This window comes from Pseudarthrobacter sp. NPDC092424 (assembly GCF_044754925.1).
Taxonomy (GTDB): domain Bacteria; phylum Actinomycetota; class Actinomycetes; order Actinomycetales; family Micrococcaceae; genus Arthrobacter.
Genome location: NZ_JBIVQC010000003.1, coordinates 1 through 25525, shown reverse-complemented (window position 1 = coordinate 25525; position 25525 = coordinate 1). Strand labels below are relative to the sequence as shown.

The following is a 25525-nucleotide window of genomic DNA, read 5'->3' as shown; positions in this document are numbered from 1 at the left end:
CTAAGTCGACCACTGCGCCAGGTGGCCCGGCCTACAAATCCGCCCAGCCGCCGTCGTACGTAAAACGTCCTGCCACCAGCGTGGCCGCCACGGGCATGGCGGCAAAATGAGGTTCCGGAACAGCGAGGGGATCGGCGTCCAGGAGCACCAGATCGGCAGGATCACCCGCACGGATTCCCGCCCCAAACAGCCCCCGGGTCGACGCTGAAAGGGCCTGCTCACGCGTGATGGCCTCCTGCGGCTGCCACGGCTCCCGCCCGTCCAGGGCAGACCGTGTGGTGGCAGCGGACATCGCCGCCCACGGATCGAGGCGCGCCACCGGGGCGTCGGAACCGAGCGCGAGCGTGGCGCCGGCGTCGAGAAGGGAGCGCAGGGGAAACGCACGGTCCGTCCCGTCCGGCCAGTTGGACTCGGCGGCGTGGCGGTCGTCCAGGGCGTGCAGGGGCTGGACGCTGGCCACCACGCCCAGGGCGCCGAACCGCGGGAAATCCTCCCGCCGCACAAACTGCGCGTGCTCGATCCGCCCGCCAATTCCCGCCCGCTCGAAAGCATCCAGCGCCACCTGGTTCGCCGCGTCGCCAATCGCATGGACGGCCGGGAGGAACCCGGTATCCCGGGCCGCCTCCAGCAGCGCCAGGAGCTCCCCGGCGCTGACCGTCAGGAGCCCGTGCCCGCCGAACGGGTACGGGTCCACGCAGTAGGCGGTTCGCGTGTTGAGCGAGCCGTCGATAAGCACCTTGAGCGGCCCGACGCGCAAGAGCCCGCCACCGCCGTCGACCTCCTGCCCGGTTTGCATGCCCTCCGAAACCGCGCGATCGAGATCCTCGGGATAGACGCCGGCCTCCATGCGCAGGGCGTCGAAGCCGCCGGCGATCCGCCGCAGCCACGGCTCCCGGTTCCACGTCATCTCCAGGTCCACCACGCCCACCACGCCGCGTGCGGCAGCAGCCCGGGCGGCGGAGTCCACCCACTTGTCCACCACAGCGTCCGGCAGCCGGCCCAGCTCCCGGGTGAGGCGGAACGCCGGATCCTCGCGCAGCAGCCCGGACGCGTCCAGTTCCACGCCATAGCGGCGTCCGGCCGCGCTGTTGAGCCACACGCAGTGCAGGTCATGGCTCACCAGCGCGACGGGGCGTTCCCCCGACGCGGCGTCGAGCAGGTCACGCGTGGGACTGTCCCTCCACAGGGCGTCCCGGAAGCCGACGCCCACGAAGGTCCCCTCCCCGGTGTCCACGCCGGCAAGGGAACGGCCGACGGCGGCCGCCGCCTCGCGTGCCGACGCCGCGCCTGAGAGGTCCAGCCGGTTCGCGTGCATGGCCCACTGGGTCATGTGGACGTGCTCGTCCCACAACCCGGGAATCAGGTATCGTCCGCTGCAGTCCAGCACAGGCAAGCCGGCGCCGGGGGCCGCTTCCCGACGAAAGACGCCGGCCACGGCACCGTCGCGGATGTGGACGTCGTATGCAGCACCGTCACCCGGGAAGCGGACCGATTTGAGCGCCAGGCCGGTCATGCCGGCCCCCGGAGGCGGTCCATTTCGCGGCGGTCCTTCTTGGTGGGCCGGCCGGCGCCGCGGTCCCGCTGAGGGATACCGAGCGCAGGGGCCAGCGGGCGTGGAGGGGTGTGGTCCGTGAAGCAGTGCGACGCCGCCTCGGCCCCAACGCGCTTGGCGATCAGCCTGCGAACCTCGAGAATGCGTTCGTACCCCGGCATGCGCACGGTGACGGTGTCGCCGGTGACCAGGGTGGCCGAGGCCTTGGCCGGGGTGCCGTTGAGGCGGACGTGACCCGCGCGGCAGGACGCTGTGGCCGCCGACCGGGTCTTGTAGGCGCGGATTGCCCACAGCCAGGCATCAATGCGGACGGCGGCGGGGGAAGAAGGAAGGCTCGTCATGGCTGGGACCGAGTATAGCCCCGCGCCCCTGCCCTCACTCGACCAGCACGCGCACCCGCTGGACCACGTTGTTGCCCAGCCCCTGGTAGTTCCAGTTCTGCTCCAGGGGCTGGGCAGCGCCGGTTACATCCGTGGCGCGGCAGCTCAGGACATGCTCGCCCGGATCGGCCACCCACGGGAGGGTCCATTTGCGCCAGGCGAAGCCGCCGGCGGGCGGCTCGAGATGGGCGGGCACCCATTTGCCGTCAATGCCCACCTCCACTCCGGTCACCGCACCTTCCCCGGACCACGCGCGGCCCTGCAGCAGAACGGGACCGTGCGGCAGGATCCGGGTCCGCGTGAAGAAGTCCGGGACGCCCGGCGGAACCATCAGCGAACGCACCCGGATCCGCGAAACGGGAGTGCCGCCGTCGTCCGCGGATTCCTGGTACCGGTACGCGACGTCCTGCTGGAACCCGGTGAAACGGGTGGTGGCCACCTCGATCGATTCCAGCCATTTCACGCTGGCCATGCCGTACCAGCCCGGAACCACCAGGCGCAGCGGATAGCCGTGCTGGGGCGGCAGCGGCGCACCATTCATGGCGTAGGCAAGCACGACGTCGGGACGCAACGCCTCGCGGATCGGCAGGCTCCGTGCGTACCGCTGGGGGACGCCGCCCTGAACCCCGGAGTCGGCCCCGGTGAAGACAACGTCGACGGCATTCGGCCGCACCCCGGCCTTCCCCAGCAGGTAGGCAAGCGGCACCCCGGTCCACTCGGCGGTGCCGACGCCTTCGAGCACCCAGGGCTGGCTAAGCGGCCGCGGCTCCAGGAGGGACCGGCCATTGCCGGCACATTCAAGCGTGACGGGCACGGTAATGGCCGGTTCACGGTGCAGCGCTGCCATCGACAACTCGAGGGAGCCTTCCACGGCGCCATGGACACGCAGGTGCCAGTGGTCGGGGTCAATGTCCGGGATGTCGAAGTGCGTCAGGACGTAGTGGAGCCCCGGCGGCGTGACTTCGTACCGGAGCGCCTCCAGCGGCATCGAGTGGTTCCGCGCGGCGAGCTGGAGTTCCTCCCGGGTGAGCGGTCCCGTGGAAGGAGGGGCGGCATTGCGGTTCCGCTGGGTCTGCTTCATGGCGCGGCGTTCTGTTGGGCCCGGTGTGGCTGGTTCCCCCTCCTCACAGGTTTACGCCCGGGTGCACGCGCCGTCAACGGCCCCGCCGCCCTCTGCCGCCCTCCGCGGGGAGGGCGGCGCGGGAGTCTGGAGTTTAGGCTTCCCGCTGGGCCGGCGATTTGGTCTGCGCCGGGTCCCGCTCGGCGAGGGAGCCGATGGCGTCGTCGATCCGCTTCAGAACCTGCGGTTCCAGCTTCACGCCGGCGGCAGCCACACTGTCCGCGATTTGCTCCGGCCGGGAAGCCCCCACGATGGCGGAGGCCACGTTCGGGTTCTGCAGCACCCACGCCACGGCAAGCTGCGGCATGGACAGCCCGGCGTCGGCCGCGATCGGCTTCAGCTCCTGCACGCCGGCCAGGACGTCGTCCCGCATCCAGCGCTCGATCATCTTGGCCCCGCCCTTCTGGTCCGTTGCGCGGCTGCCTTCCGGAGCCGGCTGGCCGGGCAGGTACTTGCCGCTCAGTACGCCTTGGGCCATCGGCGACCAGACGATCTGCGATACACCCAGCTCCTCCGACGCCGGCACTACCTCGGCCTCGATGACCCGCCAAAGCATGGAGTACTGCGGCTGGTTGGAGATCAGCTGGAAGCCAAGCTCCTTCGACAGCTTGTGGCCTTCGCGCAGCTGATCGGCGGTCCACTCGCTGACCCCGATATACAGGGCCTTGCCCTGCCTGACGATGTCTGCGAACGCCTGCATGGTCTCTTCCAGCGGCGTTTCGAAGTCGTACCGGTGCGCCTGGTACAGGTCCACGTAGTCGGTCTGCAGCCGGCGCAGCGACCCATTGATGGACTCCATGATGTGCTTGCGGGACAGGCCCAGATCGTTCTTGCCCTTGGGCCCGGTAGGTCCGTAGACCTTCGTGAAGATCTCCAGCGACTCCCGGCGCTCGCCCTTCAGCGCCTCTCCCAGCACCGTTTCCGCGGCCGTATTCGCATAGACGTCGGCCGTGTCAAAGGTGCTGACGCCGGCATCGAGCGCGGCGCGGACGCACTGGGCGGCCACGTCGTTTTCCACCTGCGAACCGTGCGTCAGCCAGTTGCCGAACGTGATTTCCGAGACTTTGAAACCGCTGTTTCCGAGATACCTGAATTCCATGGGTTTTACGCTAACCCAGTTGGTTGCTCAGGGTAAGGGCTGTTTGCCTTTCAGTTCCGGCAGCGGTCTCCCGGGCAGACCCGGTCCGGCGAGCGATACCAGCGATCCGGTGTCCAGCGGCGCCAGAGGCTTGGGCTCGGGCGGCTTCTTGAATGACCGCGGCACTTCCCCGGCCGGCCGGCTGGTCTCCACGGCTGATTCCACCAGCGGCGCCACCTCCGCCAGGTTGTCCGCCGGCACCTTGGGGTCGGGCAGGTCGCGGACCGTGAGTCTGATGTCCGGGGTGGCCGCGCGTGCCCGGGCGATGGCGCGGGCGTCCGCCTCGGCAACGGCGGCAGCCCAGTCGTCGGCGAGGGCGGGCGGCTCACGGTGTCCGGCTGCCACGGCCGGGTGATGCACGACGGCGGAGCGCAGCGCCGCCTTCACGCGCGCGGGCTTAAACCGCCTCGGATCCAGCCGTCGCGGGCTGAGTGCAGACCGCCAGCTGCGCCGCACCCGGGGGGCGGCAGCGTCGTCGTCGGACGTCGACGCTTCCGCCGGTTCCTCAGTTCCGGCGCGCCCGTCGGCCCCCGTGAGCCGCACCAGGGGAATGGATTCCCGGCTGGGGCGGTAGCCCAGGAGGGCCATCAACACTACGGCGGTAAGGCGGCCCACGCCGGCAAGAATCAGGGTGAGGACGCCCAAAAGGAAGAGCACAAGGAACATCAGGACGGCGATGCCCACGGTGCCCAAAAAGGTCAGGTTGAGGATGAGGGTATCCGGATCTTCCACGTCATCTCTCCTCTCTGCCGGCAGCGAGGCCCCGCCGGCGCCCACTCGTCCAGGGCATCAGCTCTTTCTCCACCATACGGATTTTTGTGGCCGATTGCCGGTGTGAAGGGCGGCCGGGGCGGGTTGTTTCAAAGCTGTTACCCGGTATGACAGCATCGGCTTATGAACGGAAACCGGGATGACGCCAACTGCCCGTGCCTGTCCGGCGAGCAGTACGGGGCATGCTGCGGGCGGTTCCATTCAGGCCGTGCCAAGGCCGCCACGGCGGAGCAGTTGATGCGTTCCCGCTACAGCGCGTTTGCGCTCCTGGATGCCGATTACCTGCTGCTGACGCACCATCCGGACACGGTCCCGGCGGAACTGGTGCTGGAGCCGGATATGGAGTGGCGGCGCCTGGATATCGTGTCCACCAGCCGGGGCGGGCCGCTGGATACCGAGGGCATGGTGGAGTTCAAGGCCTACTACCGGCAGGGGGATGAACGCGGCATCCTCCATGAGGCCAGCAGGTTTGTCCGGGAAGGCGGCCGCTGGTACTACGTGGACGGCACGTTCCGCGGCTGACGGTCCCGGACTGGCGGCCAGGTGGCCCGGCTACTCGTCCCGGTAGTCGCTTTCCGGGGTGAAGCCCGCGCGGTCCACCTTCCGGTGGAACCGCATGCCGGCCAGCCCGCCGAGTATGGCACCCAGCAGTGCCACCGCGGCAACCACCACTGCCGCGATGATGCTGGTGGTGGTCAGCTCACCCTCGTTGATGGGAATCCGGGGAAAGCTGTTCAGGCTTGCCAGCACGTTGAAGCGCTGGCCGGCCACCAATCCCAGGATGGCCATGACGATCGCGGCGATGAGTGCCCAGATCCACACCATGAGCCCCTGCTTGGCGCCGTTGAACCGCGCCATCCGGCCCGCCACGTAGCCGCCGCAATAGTAGGACACCAGAAGGATGACCAGCAGCACGATGATGCCCACCAGTCCGATGGTGCCGTTGTTGGCCACCTCGCTGACGGCGTCGCCGACGTCCGCGTTGTTCGCCAGGCCAACGGCGGTTCCGGCCGCTGCGACCAGTGCGGTCAGCAGGACAGCCATGCCCGTGGCAGTAAGCCAGCCGAAGAAGGCAGAGCCGGCCTTGATGCCGCCGAACTGCTCCTTTTCGCGGGTGAAAGCCGTTTCCCGGTCCGCCAGGCCGGGATCGGCAACCGGTGCCGCCGGGACGTAGTCCCGCGTGGCTGACGCGCCGGACGTTTCCGGGTAGGCGCGCGTGGCGTCGTCGTCCGTCCGTGGACGGTCAAAGGCGCGGGTGTCGTCCTCGCGGGCGCTGTCGTACTCGCGGGCGCGCCGGGAAGGCAGGTTCTCTGGGTCCGTTGAGCTGCTCATGGTTCAACTCAACCACCCGCTTCGGCGGATAGCAAGCATGCTTACGGTGCGGTGACCAGCGGTTTTACCGATACTTCCGGTGCAGGTTCTCCCTGGTGGAGGCTCCGGGGGAAGCGTCCGCGATCCATGGGCCGGTCCCTTCGGACTGGTCCAGCACCCCTGCCTCAAGCCAGGTGTAATCGCCGGCGAGGACCTTGCGCGTGAGGCGCCGGTCGGCGTCGTCCGTGTTGCGCCACAGCTGGTCGAAGTATTCGTCCACCCGCACGCGCGCCTGTTCGCAGTAGGCCTCCGCCAATTCGTAGGCGCCGGCGCCTTTCTCCGGTGATGTGCGCATCAGCATCTCGGCCCGGGAGCAGCAGGCGGTCATCGCGAACAGTTCGGCGCCGATGTCCACCACGCGCCCCAGGAATGCCTGCTTCCGCTCGAGCTTCGCCTGCCAGCGGCCCATGGCGTAGAACGTTTGCCGGGCCAGCCGCCGGGACGAGCGCTCCACGAACCGCAGGTGCTTGGCCAGCCGGCCGAACTCGCCGTAGGAGCGAGGGTCCATGCCGGCGCCGGCCACGAGCCTGGGCAACCACTTGGCATAGAAGCCGGAGGCTCCGACGGCGGCACGCGCCTTGTCCTGCAGGCTCGCATCCAGGGACGCGAGGTCGCCCGCGGCTGCCAAGTGCGCGTCCACGGCTTCCCGGGCAATCAGCAGGCGCATGATTTCCGACGAACCCTCGAAGATCCGGTTGATCCGCAGGTCCCGCAGCTGCTGCTCCGCCGGCACGGCCCGTTCACCGCGTGCCGCCAGTGATTCCGCCGTCTCGAAGCCGCGCCCGCCCCGGACCTGGACCAGTTCGTCCGCGATCCGGCAGCTGATCTCGGTTGCCCACAGCTTGGCCAGCGCGGCTTCGATCCGCACGTCCTTCTGGCCGGCGTCGGCGAGTTCGGCGGAGAGTTCAAAGACGGCATCCAGGGCAAACGCGGAGGCGGCGATGAAGGCGATCTTCTTGCCAACGGCCTCATGTTCACCCACCGGCCGGCCCCACTGAGTGCGGGCGTTGGACCATTCGCGGGCAATCTTCAGGCTCCAGCGCCCCGATGCCACGCACAGCGCGGGGATGGAGAGCCGCCCTGTATTAAGGGTGGTCAGCGCGATCTTCAGTCCCTGTCCTTCGCGGCCCAGCCGGTTGGCGGCAGGCACCCGGACCTGGTGGAACCGTGTGACGCCGTTCTCGATGCCGCGCAGGCCCATGAAGGCGTTCCGGTTTTCCACGGTGATCCCGGGCGAATCCATCTCCACCACGAAAGCGCTGATCCCGCCCTTGTGAACGGTTCCGTCCGGGCCGGTGTAGGCCGGGACCACCGCCATCACCACCACCAGTTCAGCAATCACCCCATTGGTGGTCCAAAGTTTCACGCCGTCCAAAAGGTACGCATCGCCGTCGCCCGTTGGTGTTGCCGTGGCGCCCATGCGGGCGGGGTCGCTGCCCACGTCCGGCTCCGTCAGGAGGAACGCGGTGATGGCCCCGGCGGCGCAGCGCGGCAGGTACTCGCGCTTCTGCTCAGGGGTGCCGAAAACCTTGACCGGTTCGGGGACGCCGATGGACTGGTGGGCCGAGAGCAGGGCTCCCAGGCTGGGGTGCACGCTGCCCAGCATCGCCAGCGCCCGGCCGTAGTAAACCAGGGAGAGGCCCAACCCGCCGTAGTCCTGCGGGATCTTCATGCCGAAGACGCCGAGATCGGCCAGGCCCCGGATGTATTCGTCCGGGATCTTCGCCTCCCGCTCGATCACGCTCCCGTCCAGGGTCTTCGCGTAGTCGGTGAGCCGGGCCATGAAGGCTTCACCGCGCTCCACATCCTCGGAGCGCGCGGCGGGCCACGGGTGCACCAGCCCCAGGTCGAAGCTGCCCAGGTACAGGCCCTTGGCGAAGCTGGGCCGTTCCCAGGCAGATTCGCGGGCGGCCTCGGCGATGGCGCGGGCGTCATCCGCGGTGGCTCCCGCACCGAGGTTGCCGGCCGGAACGGGAGTTTCCGCGCCAGGAGCATCAGTGGTTGCGGGGGTGTCAGTTGCGGAGCTCATGGGTCATCTCCTTGGCCGGACCGGCCGGTGTAGCCATGGATCCGCCGGGTTGGAGAACCCTTCAGCTGTCTTTCTATATTACCCGCGGGTAGCTTCCTGTGCCAGGGGCCGGTGACGGCCGGCGGTCGCCGGTGGCGGCCCGGTCGGACACCCCGGCGGCGGAACGCGCCACGATCTCCCAGCCCGCATTGATCCCGTTCACCAGCGCCAGTACCGTGCCGGCGGCCACCGTCCAGGCGAGCTTGCCCAGCCCCAGCAGCAGCAGGGCCGCGAGGGCCGCGGTGAGGACGAAGGCTGCCAGGACGGCTGCGAAGACCAGGGTTCCGATGAACACCAGGGTCCCGGTTTCAAATGCGCTGAGATCGAACTGCATGGTTCCCCCTGCTGCGAAACGTGTTGTTGGCTGCTTTTGGCCGGAATCGGTAGCTGAAGCGTAGGTGCGGGCCGGGCCGCCAGCCAGAGCCAAAAGGCCCCCGGGAGCTGTTGATACGGGATCGAAACACTACGCGGGGGTAGGTCACGGACGGGTCGCGGCCCGCGTTGCCTTAGACGGTCTGCGTTAACCTTGAGGGTGGCGGTTTTCCGCCGCCCAAGACCACAGAATCCCCAACCAGCCCGAGGAGAGTGCGTGCCCCGCTCCGCCAGGTCATCCGCTGACGCCATCAGCGCCCGGCTCCGGGACCTCGAACTCCTCACCAAAGGACCGGCATGGGCCCTCACGCGTTCGGCGCCGTGGGTGATCGCGGTACTGCAGGCCTCATTTACCCGCACCCGGCCGCAGCTTCCGCTCGAGGAGTTCCATGCCGACGTCGACTCCTTCCTTGAGGAGCTCCGGCGCAAGGATCCCGCGCTGGGCGGAGGGGCCAACGGAAAGGCGTTCGGCGACGAATGGACGCGCAGGCAGTTCCTCACCCGGCGGAACCAGTCGGGCCAGATCGTCTACGAAGTCACCGAGCCGGCCGCACGCGTGCTCGCGTTCCTGGACAGCCTCTCCAGCGACCGCTCCACCCTGAACGGGTCCCGCCTGGGCACCCTCCTGGGGGACGTGGAGAAGCTGGCCAACGAAACCAACCCCGACCAAAGCGCCCGCCTTGAATCCCTGGAAGAGGAGATCGAGGAGCGCCAGCAGCTGATCCAGGACATCAGCAGCGGTGAATTTGACGGCCTGCTCGATGACGACGAGGCCGTGGAAGCCGCCGGGAACATCCTGGACCTCGCCGCGAGCCTCCCGGCGGACTACAAGAAGATGCGTGACCGGATCGAGGAACTGGTGGGCGGGCTCCGCAACCAGATCATCGAGGAGTCGCTCACCAAGGGCGCCACCATGGCCCAGGTGCTGGAGGCGGACAAGCGGCTCCGGCAAAGCCCGGAAGGCAGGACTTTCCGTTCCTTCGCCGCCTTCCTGGAGGACCCTCAGCAACAGCTGAGGTTCCGGTCCGCCATCAGCGAGGTCCTGGGCCGGCAGTTCGCGGACGACCTTACGCCGGAGGACCGGGAAACCCTCAAGAACCTGGTGGCGGAACTGCGGCAGCAGCACAGCCAGATCCAGCGGATCTACGGCAAGCTCAGCGAGAGCCTGAACACCTACGTCCAGAGCGACGATTTCCGCCAGTCCGTCCGGCTTCGCCAGGTCCTCCGGGAGGCCGAACAGGCCATCCGCTCCCTTCCCTACGAACGGGAACGTCCCGCCCTGGTGCCTGGCCCGGTCCTCTACAACGCCGGGTTTGAATCCCTCTCAATGGTCAAGCTCTTCGACCCGGACGAGTTTGCCGCCCCGCCCAGGCTCGCTGACCCGATCGCCTTCAGCGATTCGGACCGGGTGCGCTCGCCGCGGACCGCCAAGGCCAAACCCGAGGTGATCCGGGCGGCCATGGCAGGCGCCGGGACCCTCGCGGAGGCCTGGGCACAGCTGCCGCGGGAGGAGCAGCACATCAACACCATCCGCGGCCTCCTTTCGCACGCCCTCCACGCCGGGGCGGACTTCAGCAGGGACGCCTGGGACGGCGTGGACTTTGAACAGATAGACGGCACCACCCGCACGGCCTACCTTCCGGTGGTCACGCTCGCAAAGGATTCTGATGACTGAAGAGATCACGACGGCGGCAGCTCCCGGGCGGCACGCCGCACCTGCGCCGCGGGACACCTTCGTTGACGGCGCCGCGCTGTTTCCGGGTGACACCGGCGTGCTGCCCATGAAGGTGCGCCAGGCGCTGGTCAGGCTCCTCAAGGGCCCGTACATCGACGGCGGACGGGACGAGAAGCTGTGGACGGTGCTGCTGGACAACCAGGTGATCCTGCGCAGCCGCCTGTCGGAGCTGTTCCTGACCATGCAGCTTGACCATGAACGGAAGATCGCCGTTTTGCGGCCCGTGGACCCCGAAGCAATCGGCGCAAGCGCCCGGTCCAGCATCCTGCGCCAGCAGCGCGCCTTGAGCCGGGTGGAAACCATCGTCCTGCTCCGACTGCGGCTGCTCCTGGACCGCCATGTCACCGCGCAGACGGACCCCACCGTGACCCGCGAGGAGATCACGGACCTCGTGGCGCACTACCAGCCCGCCGGCCAGCAGGACGCCCTGCGGGATTCGGACGTGGTCACCCGCGCCATCAGCAAGCTCCTTGCCCGCCAGCTCCTCATCCCCACCGGGCTGGAGGACGTGTACACCATCTCCAACGCCCTGCCCCTGGCGCTCCCGTTCGAGAACATCGGCGACATCCCGGCCCAGATCACAGCCCTCGTTGCCGCCTCGGCAGACCAGTCGGGGACGGAACCGCTGCTGGAGTTCGACGGCGATGCGGCACCTGACGGGGACACCGAACCTGAGGATGCGCTCACCGAAAGGGGCACCAAGTGACGATCGCGAGCATGCTGCCACTGGGCGAGCTGACCAACCCCGGCCAGATGCGCCTGGCGTTGGTGCAGGTGGTCAACTGGGGAACGTTCCACGGCGCCCACACCATGCACGTGGACCGCAACGGCACCCTGCTGACCGGCAACTCCGGCGTGGGCAAGTCCACGCTTTTCGATGCGATGCTGCGGGTCTTCGACGCGCGCCCCCGGTCCAACGAGGCTGCCGCCCAGCGCGCCGGCGGGGCGGTGGAGGACAAGCGGACCACCTTCACCTACATGCGTGGCAAGGTGGGCGACAAGGCCGTGGGCGAGGGATCGGCAAGTGCCTTTCAGCGCCCCGGGGCGACCTGGTCCGCCGTCGCCCTCACGTTCGACAACGCCGCCGGCACCCGGGTTACCGTGTCTGCACTGTTCGACCTGCCCAAGAACGGCACCGAATCCAGCGTGGGCCGGTTCTACCTGATCGACAACGCGCCGCTGGACCTCGAAACGCTGGAAGGAATCGCGGACAAGCGGTTCAGCCGCGCGGCCCTGGAGGCGGTGTTCCCCAACGCGCAGGTGTTCGACGTGCACAAGGCCTTCGCGGAACGCTTCCGCCGGCTGCTTGGCATCAACTCGGACCAGGCGCTGCCGCTGCTGCGCGTCATCCAGGCCGGCAAGGGCCTGGGCGGGAGCGTCAACACGTTCTTCCGCGACCAGGTCCTGGACGCGCCGGCCACCCTCGCCGCCGCTGATGACGTGGTGGAGGAGTTCAGCAACCTCATGTCCATCAGGCAGCGGCTGGAAGACGTCCGGCAGCAGCGGGACCAGCTGGCGCCGGTCCCCGGCTTGAACCGTGAATACGCGCAGGCACTGCTCGACGCCAATCGGCTCCGCGATCTCACCGGTGAAGAGTTCGAGGCGTACCGGCAGCAGCTGGCGGTATCCGTGCACCAGAAGACGCTTGCCCGCTTCAAGGAACTGGCGCAGGCCAAGGCGAAGGAACTCGGTGCCGAGCGCGCAGTCCGGGATGGGCTGGCCAAGGAGCTGCGTCAGCTCGAGGCGGACTACAACAACCAGGGCGGCAACGCCATCTCAGCCATAGAGCAGGCCCTCGAGAACGCCAGGGTAGGGCTCAGGCTGCGCCAGCAGGTGGAGGAATCCGCTAAGCAGGCGCTCGCCGACGCCGGCCTGCAGCTCGAGTGGACGGAGGAAGGCTGGGAACAGGCCCACGAACAGGCCGCCGCGCGCTCCGCCGAACTTCAGGACGACTCGCACGCGCTCCAGGAGCTCCGCTTCGAAGCCTTCGACGCGCACGCGACCCGAAAGCGCGAACTTGCCGCGGCTGAGCAGGAACTCGACTCGCTGAAGACGCGCAAATCCCTCCTGCCGCCGTCGAGCATCGAAAACCGTGCCGCGATCGCCGCCGCAACCGGCGTCCCGGAGGACCGGATGCCCTTCGCCGGCGAACTCATGGACCTTGCCGAGGGGGAGGAGCGGTGGCGCCCCGCCGCCGAGCGCGCGCTCCGCAGCCTGGCCACCACGCTGCTGGTCCCCGGCGAGCACTTCGCCGCGGTGACCCGGTACCTGAACGGCCACAATATCCGCGGCGCGTTGCGGGCGGTGGATATCTCCAAGCCTCTCGCAGGCGGTGCGCTCGCCGTGGAGGAAGCGCACGACGGCGACCTGCTTACCAAGCTGGACATCCTCGCCACCGGTTCGGCTGCCGACGCCGGGGCCTGGGTCCGCGAGCGGATCGCCCTGGACTTCGCATACCCGTGCGTGGAGGACCCCGGCGAGCTCGCCGGGCTGGACCGCGGCCTGAGCCTCGGCGGCGTGGTCAAGCGGAACCGCCACACCGTGGAAAAGGACGACCGCTTCACCAGCCGGCAGGATTACGTGCTGGGCTTCGACAATGCCGCCAAGCTGGAACTCGTGGCCGGCCAGGTTGAAGACCTCCGGCAGGAAGTGGCCAAGGCCGCCGAGCTGGCGCAGAGCCGCGAAGACTCACACCAGGGCATGAGCCGGCAGCTGGACGCCCTGCGCCGGATCGCCCAGGACGAACGGACCTGGGACCAGGTCTCCGCCGTGGTGGCGGCCGAGGAACTGGCGCGGATCGAACAGCGGCTGAAGGACGCCCTGGCGGCCCAGGCCGACCTGGAACCCCTGCGCGCCGCCATCGAGGAGGTGCGGCAGAAACACCAGGCCAGCACCGAGGCTGCGGCCGTCCTGCAGAGCGAGTACAAGGCACTGGACCGGGAGCTCACCACCGCCGATGCGCTGCTGGAAGCCGCACGGGGACGCCTGGCTGAAGCGCCGCCGTCGGACGCCACGGTTGCCGCGCTGGAACCGTACTTTGCGGACTTTGGCGAAGTGGCGGAGATGCACGAGCTGGACAACCTGGCTAACCGTGTGCGGACCGTGCTCCTGGGTGAACTGCACGCGGCGGAGTCGCGGGGCCAGAGCACCGCCGAGCGGCTGACGCGAATCTTCGAAGCGTTCGTCCGGGACTGGGGAAGCGCGATTTCCGCGGACCACGGCACCACAATCGGCGCTGCGGGGGAGTTCGAAGCCCGGTACCACGCGATCGTGAATGACGGACTGCCCGCGCAGGAGGCCGAGTTCCGGCAGTTCTTCAACCAGCGCACGCACGAATCCTTCAGTACGCTGCTGCACCTGCTGGATGAGGAACGCCGGTCCATCACCAGCCGCATCCTGCCCCTGAACGGGATCCTGTCCGAGGTGAACTTCCACGAGGGCAGCTACCTCGAACTGGACATCAAGCAGACACTGCCCGCCACGGCCAAGCAGTTCAAGGACGCCATCCAGAACGCACTGAAGGCGCGGCACTCGCGCGCGCCCAAAACGGAGGGCGCCGCTCCCGAACGTGACGAGGACGCCGAGCTCACCGCCCGGTACAAGTCCTTGGAAACCCTGGTCAAGCGGCTGGGCTCGCAGGCTCCGGAGGACAGGCGGTGGCGGGCCGAAGTGCTGGACGTGCGCGGACATCTGTTCATCCAGTGCAAGGAACACCGCGAAGTGGGCAGCAGGACCGAAGTCTTCATGCATGCGGACACCGGCTCCATGTCCGGCGGCGAGCGGCAGCGGTTCACCGCGTTCATCATGGCCGCGGCGCTGAGCTACCAGCTGGGCATCGCCGAGCAGGGGTTTACCACCTACGGCACCGTGATGATGGACGAGGCGTTCGTGCTGGCGTCGGAGGAATTTGCCGGCGCCGGCATCAAGGCGCTGCACGAGTTTGGGTTCCAGCTGCTGCTGGCCGCCCCGGAGAACGTCATCGACCTTTCCCGGCACCTGGGCTCCGTCACCGAAATCCTCCGCGACAAGCGCACCAACCGCTCCGGCGTGCTCACGGCGCCGGTGATCCGGCCGCGCCCCGGCGAAGAGGGCGCGTGGCGGTCCGAGGCAAACCCGGTGGACATCCTGCTCCGCTGACCCGGACGCTCTCTCACTTAATGTGCCTTTTCCCCTGACCCTCTCTCACCTGGTGAGAGAGGGTCAGGGGTTTTCTGCGTTAAGTGAGAGAGCGTCGGGGCGGTGTGTGCTTCGTCACTATGGGCATTAAGTTACGTGAACGTTGCGTAATGCACTGGAGGCTAGGCTAGCCTTACTTAGGTTCGCATTATTCACCTAAGGAGTTCCGTGACTTCCCCCCTCTTTCCCCGCCTCAGCGCCACCCGGCGCACACTGCTTAAGTCGGCCGGCAAGGCATCGGCCGTCCTGGCCGCGGCGGCTCTCACCCTCTCCGCCTGCTCCACGGGACCGGCGGCTTCGGCCCCGGCAGAGACAGGCGGCGCAGCCCGGTTCCCCGTGACCATCGAGCACGTGTACGGCGAGACCACCATCGAAAAGCAGCCCTCCCGCGTTGCCACCGTTTCCTGGGTCAATGACGATGTGGCCATTGCCCTGGGCGTGGTACCGGTAGGCGTCCCCAAGAACGAATGGGGCGGCAATGACAAGGGCTCCACGCCCTGGAAGGACGCAGCCCTCGAGGAACTCGGCGCCGGCTTCGGGTCCGAAAAGGCCCCGGCCCAGTACTCCGAGGCTGACGGCATCAACTTCACCGAGGTCGCCAAGCTCAACCCGGACGTCATCCTGGCCGCCTACTCCGGCCTGACCGAAGAGGACTACAAGAAGCTCAGCGAGATCGCCCCGGTGGTGGCGCACCCTGAGCTGGCCTACGGCACGTCCTGGCAGGACTCCACGTCCATCATCGGCAAGGCCCTGGGCAAGGAGGCCGAAGCCGCCAAACTGATCTCCGACACCGAGGCCACCATCAAGGAAAAGGTCGCCGAGTACCCGCAGATCCAGGGCAAGAGCTTCATCTACGGCAACCTCGAGCCCGCCAAGGGCGACGGCGTCAACGTCTACACCGCCAACGACAACCGTCCCCGGTTCCTTAGCGAAATCGGCATGGAGCTCGCCCCGGTAGTGGAGGAGAAGTCCAAGGGTTCCAAGGAATTCTTCCTGCCTTGGTCCGCAGAAAAGGCCAACGAGCTGGATTCCGACATCTTCGTGACCTGGGTTCCGGACGCCTCCACGGCCAAGGCCATCAAGTCCGACCCGCTGCTCAGCCAGATTCCGGCCATCAAGGACGGCGCCCTGGTGGCCGACTCGGACAACACCCTGACGCTGTCCATCTCGGCTTCCTCCCCGCTGAGCCTGCCGTGGTCGCTGGACACGTTCCTGCCGCAGCTGGCCACCGCAGCGGATGCCGTGAAGTAGCACCTTCATGACGCAGAGTATGACGACGGCGGCGCCCCTTGCAGGGGTTCCCGGCGCCCAGGTGCCGGCGCAGGTTCCTCCCGGTTCCGCGCGTGCCTTGGCTGCAGGGCCGCGGCGTGCCGCGTGGCTGCTGGCCGCCGTCGTCGTGCTTGCGCTGCTGGCCGGGGCGTCCCTTGCCATCGGCGCCCGTGACCTCTCGCTTGCCACTGTTTGGCAGGCGCTGGTCCGGTTTGATCCGGGCAACGGGGACCATGCCGTTGTCCACGCCCGCATTCCCCGCACCGTCCTTGGCCTGCTGGCCGGCGGCGCGTTGGGGCTTGCGGGCGCTGCCATGCAGGGCCTGGCCCGCAACCCGCTGGCCGACCCCGGAATCATGGGCGTCAACGCCGGGGCCGCGCTTGCCGTGGTGACTGGAATCTACGTGTTCGGCGTCGGCTCGCTCTCCGGTTACATCTGGTTCGCTTTTGCGGGCGCAGCGGGTGCCGCCGTCGTGGTTTACCTGGTGGCCTCCCTGGGCAGGGAAGGCGCCACGCCTGTGAAGCTGGCCCTCGCCGGGGCAGCGCTGAGTGCCGGGCTGTACTCGCTCATGAACGTCATTCTCGTTTCCAGCCAGGACACCCTGGACCGCTTCCGCTTCTGGCAGGTGGGCGGCGTGGCCGGGCGCGACTGGTCCGTGGTCCTGCCCGGATTGCCGTTCCTGGCCTTGGGCGCCCTGATTGTGCTCCTGACCGGACGCATCCTCAACAGCCTGGCCCTCGGCGACGACATCGCCCGGGGGCTTGGCCAGCGCGTGGGGCTGGCCCGGACGGTCGCTGCCCTGGGAATTGTGCTGCTGGCCGGTTCCGCCACGGCGCTGGCCGGTCCCATCGGCTTCGTGGGCCTGGTTATCCCGCACGCCGTCCGTTTCCTGACCGGCCCTGACTATCGCTGGATCCTGCCGTTCTCCCTGGTGGCCGCGCCGGTGCTGCTGCTGGCCGCCGACATCATTGGCCGCGTGATCCTGCTCCCGGGCGAGGTCCCCGCCGGCATCATGACCGCACTGGTGGGCGCGCCGGTCTTCGTATGGCTGGTCCGCCGCGGCAAGGGGGCCGGGCTGTGAGCCTCCTCCACCCCCGCGAGATGGCACTTAACGGCAGTGCGGCGGGCAAACACCCCCGTGAACTGCCATCTCGCGGAGTGGGAAGGACCGCCGTACTGGCCGCCGGTGTCGTGTTCCTGTTCGCCGCTTCCGTGCTGCTGGGCAGTTACACGGTGACCATCCCGGATTTCTTCACCATCGTCTTCAACCACCTGACCGGCGGCCCCAGGATCCCCGGCGCCAGCTTCATCGTGATGGAAAACAAGCTGCCGCGCGCGGTCATCGCCACCATGATCGGGGTTGCCTTCGGCCTGGCCGGCGCCCTGTTCCAGACGATGCTCCGCAACCCGCTGGCCAGCCCCGATGTGATCGGGATCAGCTACGGTGCGAGCGCCGCGGCCGTTCTTGCCATCGTGATGTTCGGCGCGTCCGGCGCAGTGGTGTCCGGCGCAGCGCTCGGTGGTGCCCTGGCCGTGGCAGCGATCATCTACGCGATCTCCAGCGGCGGCGCCATGCGCGGCGCAACCGGCGGAAACGCCGCCGGCAACCGGCTGGTGCTGGCCGGCGTCGGGATCGCAGCGGCGCTGCACGCGCTGGTCAGCTTCCTGATGACCCGCGCGGATATCCGCACCGCCGCGGAGGCCCTCGTGTGGCTGAACGGCTCGCTGAACTCCGCCAGCTGGGACCGCGCCGGCGTCCTGTCCCTGGCCCTCCTGGTCCTGGTCCCCGCCGTCGCCGTGATCGCCGGGCCGCTGCGCATTATGGAGCTGGGCGATGACACGGCCGCCGGCCTGGGCATCCGGGTCAACGCCTCGCGGCTGGCCCTGGTGGTCATCGCGGTGGCCCTCGCGGCGGTGGCGACGGCGGCAGCCGGCCCGGTCGCATTCGTCGCCTTCCTGGCCGGCCCCATCGCCCGCCGCGCCATCGGGAAAGCCAGCCTTCCGGCGTCGGCCCTGGTGGGTGCCCTCATGGTCCTCGCCGCAGACTACTTCGCCGCCAACCTGGCGCCCCTGCTGCTGAACGGCACCGTCCTGCCGGTGGGCGTCGTCACCGGCGCACTCGGTGCCCCCTTCCTGCTGTGGCTGCTGGTCACCGCCAACCGAAAGGACGCCTGACGTGGCAGTTCTCAACGCCAAGGACCTGACGCTGAAGTACGACCAGCGCTGCGTGGTGGACGGGCTCTCCGTAGAGATCCCGGAAGGCAAGGTGACCATGATCGTGGGTGCCAACGCCTGCGGAAAGTCCACCCTGCTGCGCGGACTCTCCCGGCTGCTGAAGCCGGCCGGCGGCGCCGTGACCCTGGACGGCAAGGACATCCATGCCCGCCCCGCCCGCGAACTGGCCCGCAGCCTGGGCCTCCTGCCGCAGCATCCCACGGCGCCGGACGGCATCACGGTCCGGGACCTGGTGGGCCGCGGCCGGTACCCGCACCAGGGCTTCTTCCGAAGCTGGAGTGAGAAGGACGACGACGCCGTGCAGCGGGCGCTGGAAGCCACCGATACGCTCGCCCTCGCCGCGCGTGACGTGGACGAACTGTCCGGCGGACAGCGGCAGCGGGTGTGGATTGCGATGGCCCTTGCGCAGGAGACCGAGGTCCTGTTGCTGGATGAGCCCACCACCTACCTGGACCTGGCGCACCAGGTGGAGGTCCTGGACCTCATCACGGACCTGAACCGCCGGCGCGGCACCACTGTGGCCATCGTGCTGCACGACCTCAACCTCGCCGCGCGCTATGCGGACCACGTCATTGCCATGAAGGGCGGCGCTGTGGTGGCCGGTGGCAGTGCCCGCGAAGTGGTCACCGAAGAACTGGTCCGCAGCGTCTTCGGACTCGAATCCCGTGTGATCCCGGACCCCGTGACCGGAACCCCGCTTGTTGTCCCCATCGGCCGCCACCACGTCCCTGCCACTGAACTGGAGCTCGTTTCATGAAGATCCGCGAAGCTGCGTCCGCAAAGGCCGTCAACACCGAGCCGATGACCCTGGCCTTCGAGGTTACGGTTTCCTCGGTCCGGGAACTCAGTCCCAACTTCCGCAGGATTACGTTTGGCGGCTACTCGCTGCGCGACTTCGGCGTCCACGGCGGAACGCTGGACCTGCGGATCAAGCTGATGATCCCTTCCCTTGCGGAAGACGGCAGTGCGTTGCCGCTCCCCGTGTTCGAGATGGCCCACGCCGGCTGGTACCGCGAGTGGCTGGCCATGGACCCGGCAGTACGCGGTTCCATGCGCACGTACACGGTCCGCGAGGCGCGCCTGGACGGCGTCTACCCGGAGATCGACGTGGATTTCGTGATGCATTTCGAGGAACCTGGGCATGCCCAGGCGAAACCGGGGCCGGCCGCCAACTGGGCCCTCAACGCCCGGCCCGGCGACGCCATCACCATCATCGGACCCAACAACCGCGCCGCACACTGCGTCACTGCCGAGATCTACTCCGGCATCGAATGGCGTCCCGGCCTGGCGCAACGCGTCCTGCTGGCCGGCGATGAGACCGCCGTTCCCGCCATCTCGGCCATCCTTGAGAGCCTCCCGCCATACATGACCGGCCACGCGTTCCTGGAAGTTCCCGAGGCCGGGGACTTCCAGGAACTGAAGACTGCCGCCGACATCGACATCACCTGGTTGGCCCGCGGCGCCCGGATCGGCCGTTCGCGCCCGCACGGCGAGCTGCTCTCCGCCGCGGTGCGCAAGGCCGTCCCTGTTCCGGGCTGGGTGGGGATCAAGGCGTCCGACGGCGGTGCGGGGCCCGAGCCAGAGGACGTCAACGTGGACGTGGACATCCTCTGGGAGACGCCCGCGCGCATGGATACGGCGGCGATCGGTGCGTCCAAGAACCCCGGCATGCCTGCCGGCGCCATGCCGTTCTACGCCTGGATCGCCGGGGAGGCCGCCGTCATCAAGGACATGCGGCGGTACCTGGTCCGCGACGTGGGCATCGACCGCAAGCAGGTTGCGTTCATGGGCTACTGGCGCCGCGGCAAAGCCGAACTCTGACGCGCCCGCTCACGTTTGCTGTGGCGCTGGGGTTTCCAGGGCGTCCAGGGTGAGCCGGACCAGCCGGTCAACCTCCGCCTCTGAGTCCGCCTGGCCTGCGGCGGCAAGGGCATGCAGGCAGAACCTGGTCAGCTCGGCTGCCGCAACATCCGTCCGGAGCATCCCGTCGTCACCGGCCTTGCGGATGATCACTTCGAGGAATTGTTCCTTGTGCTGCAGGGCGCCGGACTGGTGCAGCACTCCGGCTATGGCGCTGTCGTGATGCCGATGAACCATCATGGCGTGGATGCGCAGCACCTGCTCGAGCTGACGGCGGGCATCTCCACCTGCGGCTTTGACCGAATGGAGTTCGTCCAGTTCGCCGGCCGTTTGCCGGTCGTGCGCGGCCTGCAGGATGGACTGGACGTCCGGAAAGTATTTGTAGAGCGTAGCCCGGCTTACGCCGGCCGAGGCTGCCACGTCAGACATGGTGACGGAAAGGATGCCGTGTTCCGCCGCCAGCGACACGGCAGCGTCCAGAATGGCCTCGCGCACGGCACTCCTGTGCGCGCTCATCGTTTCACTCCACAGCTTGGGCACGCTCTAGTGTACGCGCTGCCCGATAGGCGGCACTATGTCTAGAGGGTTACACTCTGTTTAGATAGGCGTCGATGGCGGAGATGGCGCAGTCGGATCAACAGAGGAATAGACGCCATGGAGCAACAGAAACCTGGGCAGCGCCGGCAGTCCGCTCAACGGCCTCTGTCCACGGAGATGCCGCGTTGGGTCAAGGTGACGATAATCGTCCTGGCAGCTTTGGGGGTCCTTGTGGCAGTCGCGCTGCTCAGCGGACACAGGCCCGCGCAGCATGGATCTGCCGCGATGGTTCTTCCCCAGACAGCAGCGGTGGCGTTGTCCGGGGAGGCATCAGCGCCATGGCTGTAGGACAGAAGCTCCGCAAGGGCCTGCTGGTCCTCCACATCTCTGTATCCGCCGGCTGGATCGGTGCCGTCCTGGCCTTTCTGGCGGTTGCGGCCGGGGCGCGGCAGGGCGCCACAGCGGACGCGGCGCAGGCGGCCGAGGCCGCGCTGGAACTGATCGGCTGGACGGTGCTGGTTCCGCTCAGCCTCGCCTCCCTGACGACCGGCATCCTCCAGTCGCTCGTCACCCCGTGGGGCCTCCTTCGCCACTACTGGGTCCTGGCGAAGCTGCTGATTACGGTCGTTGCAACGGCCGTGCTGCTGGTGTTCATGCAGTCGTTTGGCCATGGCGGGCCGGAAACCGGTGGAGGCCTTCACGGCAGCACGCAGGAGTCCTCATCAATTCTTCACGCCTCCGGCGCCCTCGTCCTGCTCGTCCTGGCCGTGCTGCTTTCGGCCTACAAACCCCGCGGCCTGACCGGCTGGGGTCTGCGCAAAGCGCAGCCCTGACCCGCCGGCACTGACTGTTCACCCCGCCGTCGTCCGCCCTTTGGTTTGGCTGGCTACCGTGGGCGGGTGCCTCCCGAACCTTTGCTTCCCCAGACCGGCAGGCGGGTTTTTGTCGCTTTGGGCGATTCGTTCACGGAGGGCGTGGGGGACCGGAACGAGGCCATGCCCAACGGCGTGCGGGGCTGGGCGGACCGGGTGGCGGACAAACTGGCGCGGCACCAGCCCGGCTGGAAGTACGCGAACCTGGCCATCCGCAGCAAGCGGCTCCGGCACGTCATCGACGAGCAGCTGGAACCGGCGCTGCGGATGCGCCCCTCGCTGGTCACGCTGTATGCCGGCGGTAATGACATCCTGGACCTGAAAACCGACATGGCCGCGCTGATGGCGGATTATGAGCAGTTGGTGGCCAGGCTGGCGGAAACCGGTGCGGTCCTCGTGCTGTTCACTGGCTTCGACGTGAAGGTGTCCGCCCTGTTGGAGCCGCTGAAGAAGCGCAATGCCTTCTATAACCGGCGGGTGCGCGGCATTGCGGAAAAATACGGTGCCGTCCTGGTGGATTACTGGTGCCTGGACGCCTTCCAGGACAGGCGGATGTGGGATTCGGACCGCCTGCACATGTCCAAGGCGGGCCACAAGTACCTCGCCGGCCAGGTGCTGGACCAGCTGGGCGTGCCGCACAAAATCCGGCCTAAGGACTGGGAGCCGCCCACCAGGCTGGGCATCCGCGAATGGGAGCGGCACCAGCGCCGCTGGGTGCACGATTGGGTGCTGCCGTTGTTCGGGCGAAAGTTGCGCGGAGTCACGCTGGGGGATGATCTGACGCCGCGCTGGCCGGAGCCGGTGAAGGTGCCGCGCAAGGGGGGAATGAAAAAAGTGGCGCGGGAGGCAGGGCTGGCCCGGGAAGCCGGACGCTAGCCGTCCAGCAGGTTTTCGAACCCGGGGGCAACGCGGCCGGCATGGAACTCCATGACCTCAAACTCGGCCACACCGTTGACGTAGAACGGATCCCTGGCCAGCGCCGCGTCCAGCACTGCGCGGTCCGCCTGGGACAGGAGCAGCCCGCCCGTGCGCGGAATCTTGCGCCCTGCCGCGATGAATACGCCGTCGTCGAAAGCCTGCTGCAGCCACGCGATGTGGGCGTCATTGTGGAAGTCGACGATGTCCTGGGGAACCCGGTAGGTCAGGGAGACAACATACATGCGCCCAGCCTACCGGCCCGTCCCCGGAGCTTGAACGATCAATCGTAGAATGGGCGGATGACCGAACCGCGCTGGCTCAACGCTGACGAACGCCGTGCCTGGCTGGCCCTGGTCAGCATCAATACGCTGCTTCCGGCTGCCCTGGATACCAAGCTGCACGCCGCGGGGAAGCTCTCCCTCTTCGACTACACCGTGCTGGCCATGCTTTCCGAGGCCGAGGAGCGGTTCCTGCCGATGAGCGAACTCGCGGCCCGCACGAGCGCGTCGCTGTCGAGGCTTTCGCACGTGGTCACCAAGCTGCAGAAGCGGGGCTGGGTGGAGCGCCGGCCGCACCCGCACGATGCCCGGGTCACCATCGCGCACCTCACCCCCGAGGGAATGGACACCATCGTCGCGCTCGCGCCGGACCACGTGGAGACGGTGCGGGAGCTCTTCCTCGATGCCCTTTCCGAACAGGACGTACTGGACCTGGCCCGGATCGGTGAAAAGATCGTGGGCCGCCTCGACGACGACCACTGGATCCTGCGGGAAAACTAGCCTCCGCGTCCGCTGGTTGGTTGCTCCCGGCAACGGGTGGCAAACTAGCCGAATGGACTTCACTACCCGGTTCGTGGCCCTTGGCGATTCCTTCACCGAAGGGGTCGGCGACGACGACCCCGCCCGCCCCAACGGTGTCCGCGGCTGGGCTGACCGCGTCGCGGAACGGCTGGGCGCCGAGGACCCCGGCTTCGGGTACGCCAACCTCGCCATCCGCGGTAGGAAACTCCGGCAGATCTTGGCAGAGCAGGTGGACGCCGCCGTCGAGCTTAAGCCCACCCTGGTGAGCATCTATGCGGGCGCCAACGACATCCTTCGCCCCCGGATCGACATTGACGACCTCTTGGCAGAGTACGACGACGGCATCCGCAGGTTGAGTGCCACGGGCGCCACAGTCGTGATGTTCACGGGGTTCGATGCGCGCGGTTCCAAGGTTTTCGGCACCATGCGCGGGCGCACCGCCATCTACAACGAGCTGGTCCGCGGCATTGCCGGCGACCATGGCGCGCTGCTGGTGGATTACTGGCGCTTCAGCGAGTACTACGACTGGGGAATGTGGGCCCGGGACCGGATGCACATGTCCGCCGCCGGCCATGCGAATATGGCCAAGCGCGTGCTGGAGGTCCTCAAATACGACCACTCCATCGACATCCCGCCTATGACTCCGGTCCCGGAACTGAGCGGCGCCGAAGCGCTGCGCGCCAACGCCCAGTGGGTCCGGGAGTACGCCGGGCCATGGGTCATGCGGCGGGTCACAGGCAAGTCGTCAGGGGATAATCTCCTGCCCAGGTACCCTGCAATGACCCGGCTCTAGCGCCACCGGAAGCCGCCGCCGTCGTGCGCTCCTTATACACCCTCCGGCGGCCGGATTGGTCTTTAATTGCGCGAACTCGTAGACTTGGTAGGCGCTAAGTGCGCGGAGCGTGCGCAATTGCTCCGGTTGTCCGGTAATTTCTCCAGGGCGGCCGGTAGTTAGGGGCTCAAGTTGCGTGACTAACCGTTGCCCTTCTTCACTTTTGGGTCGCACTTAGCAGCATGGTCCAGCAGCAGATATGCGGATCATTACTTTCAATTCTTGAGGAGAAGTCATGGCAGCACACTGCCAAGTGACCGGGGCCGAGCCGGGCTTTGGGCACAGCATTTCGCACTCGCACCGCCGCAACAAGCGCCGGTTCGATCCGAACATTCAGAAGAAGCGCTACTGGGTTCCGTCCCTGCGCCGTAATGTCACGCTGCAGGTTTCTGCACGCGGCATCAAGACCATCGACGTGCGCGGCATCGACGCAGTCGTCGCCAGCATTCTTGCTCGTGGGGTGAAGCTCTAGTGGCTAAGGACAAGGACGTACGTCCGATCATCAAGCTCAAGTCGACCGCGGGCACGGGTTACACCTACGTAACCCGCAAGAACCGTCGTAACGACCCGGACCGTATGGTTCTGAAGAAGTACGACCCCAAGATCCGCCAGCACGTCGAATTCCGAGAGGAGCGCTAAACAATGGCTAAGAAGTCCAAGATTGCTCGCAACGAGCAGCGCAAGGTCATCGTTGAGCGTTACGCCGCAAAGCGCCTCGAGCTGAAGAAGACCCTGGTTGACGAAAACGCAACTGACGAAGCACGCGAAGCAGCCCGCCTGGGCCTGCAGAAGCTGCCCCGCAACGCGTCCCCGATCCGTCTGCGTAACCGCGACATCATCGACGGCCGCCCCCGCGGTACCTTCCAGAAGTTCGGCATCTCCCGTGTCCGCTTCCGCGACATGGCCCACAAGGGCGAACTTCCGGGCATCACCAAGTCTTCCTGGTAATTCAGCCCCGCTGAATCCAGCAGCTTGAAAAAGGCCGGCAACCATTTGGTTGCCGGCCTTTTTGTGCTTTTAAGGGTCCGGTGGCGGACGAGTGCCCGGGCGTCGAGCATTGTGCTGCAGCACACAAAATTTGAGTACGACGGCGAAGGGCGGCTTGGGTGCCTCAAAGGGCCGTTCTGCCGCGCAATTCCGGGGTTCTGCACCCCTCATTTGGGGGATTTGCGGTGGGGTTGGGTGGGGTGTATTGTTTTCTAAGTCGCCGCGAGGGAGACAGCGAAGAGCTGGGTACCGCGGGTGGCGAATCCCCCGAATTTCAAGGCCAGTTTTTGGTTGCTCTTTAGGGCGCTGGAAAGTTGGCGGGGTGGTTTCTTGTCCTGGTGGGTCCTGGAAGATGGATTTGCGTTGGGGCGGGGGATCGGGTAAGTTTGAAAAGTTGCTCCGGAGCGATCCTGAACGTTGGTTTGGGTGGTGCCGGGTGTGTCTGTTGTTTGAGAACTCAATAGTGTGCCAAGTTTATTGATACCGATTTTTTATGAATTGGTTGGATTTGCTGTGCCGCCACCCCGTGGTG

26 protein-coding genes are annotated in these 25525 nt (G+C 67.5%); 16 read left to right on the top strand and 10 right to left on the bottom strand.

The annotated features are described in order from the left end of the window. Nucleotides 1–31: 31 nt before the first annotated feature. From ACIQCN_RS05845 to ACIQCN_RS05825, 5 genes are all read right to left on the bottom strand, one after another. A complete protein-coding gene (locus ACIQCN_RS05845) occupies nucleotides 32–1513 on the bottom strand; it encodes an amidohydrolase (protein ID WP_400609881.1) in 1482 nt (493 codons plus the stop codon). Next, the gene (locus ACIQCN_RS05840) at nucleotides 1510–1893 is read right to left on the bottom strand and encodes an RNA-binding S4 domain-containing protein (RefSeq protein WP_400609880.1); all 384 of its coding nucleotides are present in this window, start codon (nucleotides 1891–1893) and stop codon (nucleotides 1510–1512) included. Before ACIQCN_RS05840 ends, ACIQCN_RS05845 begins: the two co-directional genes overlap by 4 nt. 34 nt (nucleotides 1894–1927) lie before the next feature. Further along, a complete protein-coding gene (locus ACIQCN_RS05835; protein ID WP_400609878.1) occupies nucleotides 1928–3013 on the bottom strand; it encodes a sulfite oxidase in 1086 nt (361 codons plus the stop codon). 133 nt (nucleotides 3014–3146) lie between these two features. Next, the gene (locus ACIQCN_RS05830) at nucleotides 3147–4151 is read right to left on the bottom strand and encodes an aldo/keto reductase family protein (RefSeq protein ID WP_400607391.1); all 1005 of its coding nucleotides are present in this window, start codon (nucleotides 4149–4151) and stop codon (nucleotides 3147–3149) included. 27 nt (nucleotides 4152–4178) lie between these two features. Then, nucleotides 4179–4922, bottom strand: coding sequence for a hypothetical protein (locus ACIQCN_RS05825; RefSeq protein WP_400607393.1), 744 nt, complete (start codon nucleotides 4920–4922; stop codon nucleotides 4179–4181). Between the two features lie 162 nt (nucleotides 4923–5084). Here ACIQCN_RS05825 and ACIQCN_RS05820 point away from each other — a divergent pair, with 162 nt between their 5' ends. Further along, on the top strand, nucleotides 5085–5483 hold the full coding sequence (locus tag ACIQCN_RS05820; protein WP_400607396.1) for a YchJ family protein: 399 nt from the start codon (nucleotides 5085–5087) through the stop codon (nucleotides 5481–5483). 30 nt (nucleotides 5484–5513) lie between these two features. Here the strand turns inward: ACIQCN_RS05820 and ACIQCN_RS05815 are convergent, their stop codons facing one another. From ACIQCN_RS05815 to ACIQCN_RS05805, 3 genes are all read right to left on the bottom strand, one after another. Beyond that, entirely contained in the window at nucleotides 5514–6293 is a 780-nt protein-coding gene (locus ACIQCN_RS05815) for a hypothetical protein (protein WP_400609876.1), read from the bottom strand. Between the two features lie 64 nt (nucleotides 6294–6357). Beyond that, entirely contained in the window at nucleotides 6358–8361 is a 2004-nt protein-coding gene (locus tag ACIQCN_RS05810; protein WP_400607401.1) for an acyl-CoA dehydrogenase family protein, read from the bottom strand. Between the two features lie 73 nt (nucleotides 8362–8434). Continuing rightward, nucleotides 8435–8734 carry a hypothetical protein gene (locus ACIQCN_RS05805; RefSeq protein WP_400607403.1) on the bottom strand — a complete coding sequence of 100 codons (300 nt, stop codon included), beginning with the start codon at nucleotides 8732–8734 and terminating at the stop codon, nucleotides 8435–8437. Nucleotides 8735–8989: 255 nt separating this feature from the next. Between ACIQCN_RS05805 and ACIQCN_RS05800 the strand changes: the two genes are divergently transcribed. The 8 genes from ACIQCN_RS05800 (at nucleotide 8990) to ACIQCN_RS05765 (ending at nucleotide 20008) form a co-directional block, all read left to right on the top strand. Then, the gene (locus ACIQCN_RS05800; RefSeq protein ID WP_400607405.1) at nucleotides 8990–10447 is read left to right on the top strand and encodes a DUF3375 family protein; all 1458 of its coding nucleotides are present in this window, start codon (nucleotides 8990–8992) and stop codon (nucleotides 10445–10447) included. Continuing rightward, nucleotides 10440–11213: a DUF4194 domain-containing protein gene (locus ACIQCN_RS05795; RefSeq protein ID WP_400609874.1), complete on the top strand. Its 774-nt coding sequence runs from the start codon at nucleotides 10440–10442 to the stop codon at nucleotides 11211–11213. The genes ACIQCN_RS05800 and ACIQCN_RS05795 overlap by 8 nt, the downstream gene beginning before the upstream one ends. Beyond that, nucleotides 11210–14644, top strand: coding sequence for an ATP-binding protein (locus ACIQCN_RS05790; RefSeq protein WP_400609872.1), 3435 nt, complete (start codon nucleotides 11210–11212; stop codon nucleotides 14642–14644). The genes ACIQCN_RS05795 and ACIQCN_RS05790 overlap by 4 nt, the downstream gene beginning before the upstream one ends. Nucleotides 14645–14851: 207 nt before the next feature. Further along, on the top strand, nucleotides 14852–15934 hold the full coding sequence (locus ACIQCN_RS05785) for an iron-siderophore ABC transporter substrate-binding protein (RefSeq protein WP_400607412.1): 1083 nt from the start codon (nucleotides 14852–14854) through the stop codon (nucleotides 15932–15934). A gap of 7 nt (nucleotides 15935–15941) precedes the next feature. Then, nucleotides 15942–17033, top strand: coding sequence for a FecCD family ABC transporter permease (locus ACIQCN_RS05780; protein WP_400609870.1), 1092 nt, complete (start codon nucleotides 15942–15944; stop codon nucleotides 17031–17033). A gap of 20 nt (nucleotides 17034–17053) precedes the next feature. After that, nucleotides 17054–18127: a FecCD family ABC transporter permease gene (locus tag ACIQCN_RS05775; protein ID WP_400610271.1), complete on the top strand. Its 1074-nt coding sequence runs from the start codon at nucleotides 17054–17056 to the stop codon at nucleotides 18125–18127. 1 nt (nucleotide 18128) lies between these two features. Further along, nucleotides 18129–18944 carry an ABC transporter ATP-binding protein gene (locus tag ACIQCN_RS05770; RefSeq protein WP_400607416.1) on the top strand — a complete coding sequence of 272 codons (816 nt, stop codon included), beginning with the start codon at nucleotides 18129–18131 and terminating at the stop codon, nucleotides 18942–18944. Then, the gene (locus ACIQCN_RS05765; protein WP_400607418.1) at nucleotides 18941–20008 is read left to right on the top strand and encodes a siderophore-interacting protein; all 1068 of its coding nucleotides are present in this window, start codon (nucleotides 18941–18943) and stop codon (nucleotides 20006–20008) included. Before ACIQCN_RS05770 ends, ACIQCN_RS05765 begins: the two co-directional genes overlap by 4 nt. A 9-nt stretch (nucleotides 20009–20017) precedes the next feature. Here the strand turns inward: ACIQCN_RS05765 and ACIQCN_RS05760 are convergent, their stop codons facing one another. Beyond that, nucleotides 20018–20563 carry a TetR/AcrR family transcriptional regulator gene (locus tag ACIQCN_RS05760; protein ID WP_400607420.1) on the bottom strand — a complete coding sequence of 182 codons (546 nt, stop codon included), beginning with the start codon at nucleotides 20561–20563 and terminating at the stop codon, nucleotides 20018–20020. 359 nt (nucleotides 20564–20922) lie between these two features. Between ACIQCN_RS05760 and ACIQCN_RS05755 the strand changes: the two genes are divergently transcribed. After that, entirely contained in the window at nucleotides 20923–21417 is a 495-nt protein-coding gene (locus ACIQCN_RS05755; RefSeq protein WP_400609868.1) for a DUF2269 domain-containing protein, read from the top strand. A gap of 66 nt (nucleotides 21418–21483) precedes the next feature. Next, nucleotides 21484–22332 (top strand): SGNH/GDSL hydrolase family protein, encoded by an 849-nt coding sequence (locus ACIQCN_RS05750; protein WP_400609867.1) that lies wholly within the window; start codon nucleotides 21484–21486, stop codon nucleotides 22330–22332. On the opposite strand, the gene ACIQCN_RS05745 is transcribed toward ACIQCN_RS05750, so the two are convergent. After that, nucleotides 22329–22616 carry a YciI family protein gene (locus tag ACIQCN_RS05745; RefSeq protein ID WP_400607426.1) on the bottom strand — a complete coding sequence of 96 codons (288 nt, stop codon included), beginning with the start codon at nucleotides 22614–22616 and terminating at the stop codon, nucleotides 22329–22331. The two genes, ACIQCN_RS05750 and ACIQCN_RS05745, sit on opposite strands and share 4 nt — an antisense overlap. A 57-nt stretch (nucleotides 22617–22673) precedes the next feature. On the opposite strand from ACIQCN_RS05745, the gene ACIQCN_RS05740 reads away from it, so the two are divergent. From ACIQCN_RS05740 to rpsN, 5 genes are all read left to right on the top strand, one after another. After that, on the top strand, nucleotides 22674–23153 hold the full coding sequence (locus tag ACIQCN_RS05740; protein ID WP_400607428.1) for a MarR family winged helix-turn-helix transcriptional regulator: 480 nt from the start codon (nucleotides 22674–22676) through the stop codon (nucleotides 23151–23153). 52 nt (nucleotides 23154–23205) lie between these two features. Then, nucleotides 23206–23967 (top strand): SGNH/GDSL hydrolase family protein, encoded by a 762-nt coding sequence (locus ACIQCN_RS05735; RefSeq protein WP_400609865.1) that lies wholly within the window; start codon nucleotides 23206–23208, stop codon nucleotides 23965–23967. A gap of 274 nt (nucleotides 23968–24241) precedes the next feature. After that, entirely contained in the window at nucleotides 24242–24478 is a 237-nt protein-coding gene (gene rpmB / locus ACIQCN_RS05730) for a 50S ribosomal protein L28 (RefSeq protein WP_015938871.1), read from the top strand. Then, a complete protein-coding gene (gene rpmG, locus ACIQCN_RS05725; RefSeq protein WP_013602737.1) occupies nucleotides 24478–24645 on the top strand; it encodes a 50S ribosomal protein L33 in 168 nt (55 codons plus the stop codon). Before rpmB ends, rpmG begins: the two co-directional genes overlap by 1 nt. Nucleotides 24646–24648: 3 nt before the next feature. Then, nucleotides 24649–24954, top strand: coding sequence for a 30S ribosomal protein S14 (rpsN, locus tag ACIQCN_RS05720; protein ID WP_009358853.1), 306 nt, complete (start codon nucleotides 24649–24651; stop codon nucleotides 24952–24954). Nucleotides 24955–25525: the final 571 nt, after the last annotated feature.

Bases quoted from the DNA above. Each gene is read 5' to 3' on its own strand.
- ACIQCN_RS05755 (WP_400609868.1), top strand. From the start codon at position 20,923: ATGGCTGTAGGACAGAAGCTCCGCAAGGGCCTGCTGGTCCTCCACATC.
- ACIQCN_RS05740 (WP_400607428.1), top strand. From the start codon at position 22,674: ATGACCGAACCGCGCTGGCTCAACGCTGACGAACGCCGTGCCTGGCTG.
- ACIQCN_RS05765 (WP_400607418.1), top strand. From the start codon at position 18,941: ATGAAGATCCGCGAAGCTGCGTCCGCAAAGGCCGTCAACACCGAGCCG.
- ACIQCN_RS05775 (WP_400610271.1), top strand. From the start codon at position 17,054: ATGGCACTTAACGGCAGTGCGGCGGGCAAACACCCCCGTGAACTGCCA.
- rpmB (WP_015938871.1), top strand. From the start codon at position 24,242: ATGGCAGCACACTGCCAAGTGACCGGGGCCGAGCCGGGCTTTGGGCAC.
- ACIQCN_RS05815 (WP_400609876.1), bottom strand. From the start codon at position 6,293: ATGAGCAGCTCAACGGACCCAGAGAACCTGCCTTCCCGGCGCGCCCGC.
- ACIQCN_RS05810 (WP_400607401.1), bottom strand. From the start codon at position 8,361: ATGAGCTCCGCAACTGACACCCCCGCAACCACTGATGCTCCTGGCGCG.
- ACIQCN_RS05845 (WP_400609881.1), bottom strand. From the start codon at position 1,513: ATGACCGGCCTGGCGCTCAAATCGGTCCGCTTCCCGGGTGACGGTGCT.
- ACIQCN_RS05820 (WP_400607396.1), top strand. From the start codon at position 5,085: ATGAACGGAAACCGGGATGACGCCAACTGCCCGTGCCTGTCCGGCGAG.
- ACIQCN_RS05760 (WP_400607420.1), bottom strand. From the start codon at position 20,563: ATGAGCGCGCACAGGAGTGCCGTGCGCGAGGCCATTCTGGACGCTGCC.
- ACIQCN_RS05795 (WP_400609874.1), top strand. From the start codon at position 10,440: ATGACTGAAGAGATCACGACGGCGGCAGCTCCCGGGCGGCACGCCGCA.
- ACIQCN_RS05745 (WP_400607426.1), bottom strand. From the start codon at position 22,616: ATGTATGTTGTCTCCCTGACCTACCGGGTTCCCCAGGACATCGTCGAC.
- ACIQCN_RS05840 (WP_400609880.1), bottom strand. From the start codon at position 1,893: ATGACGAGCCTTCCTTCTTCCCCCGCCGCCGTCCGCATTGATGCCTGG.
- ACIQCN_RS05780 (WP_400609870.1), top strand. From the start codon at position 15,942: ATGACGCAGAGTATGACGACGGCGGCGCCCCTTGCAGGGGTTCCCGGC.
- rpsN (WP_009358853.1), top strand. From the start codon at position 24,649: ATGGCTAAGAAGTCCAAGATTGCTCGCAACGAGCAGCGCAAGGTCATC.
- ACIQCN_RS05735 (WP_400609865.1), top strand. From the start codon at position 23,206: ATGGACTTCACTACCCGGTTCGTGGCCCTTGGCGATTCCTTCACCGAA.
- ACIQCN_RS05805 (WP_400607403.1), bottom strand. From the start codon at position 8,734: ATGCAGTTCGATCTCAGCGCATTTGAAACCGGGACCCTGGTGTTCATC.
- ACIQCN_RS05830 (WP_400607391.1), bottom strand. From the start codon at position 4,151: ATGGAATTCAGGTATCTCGGAAACAGCGGTTTCAAAGTCTCGGAAATC.
- ACIQCN_RS05835 (WP_400609878.1), bottom strand. From the start codon at position 3,013: ATGAAGCAGACCCAGCGGAACCGCAATGCCGCCCCTCCTTCCACGGGA.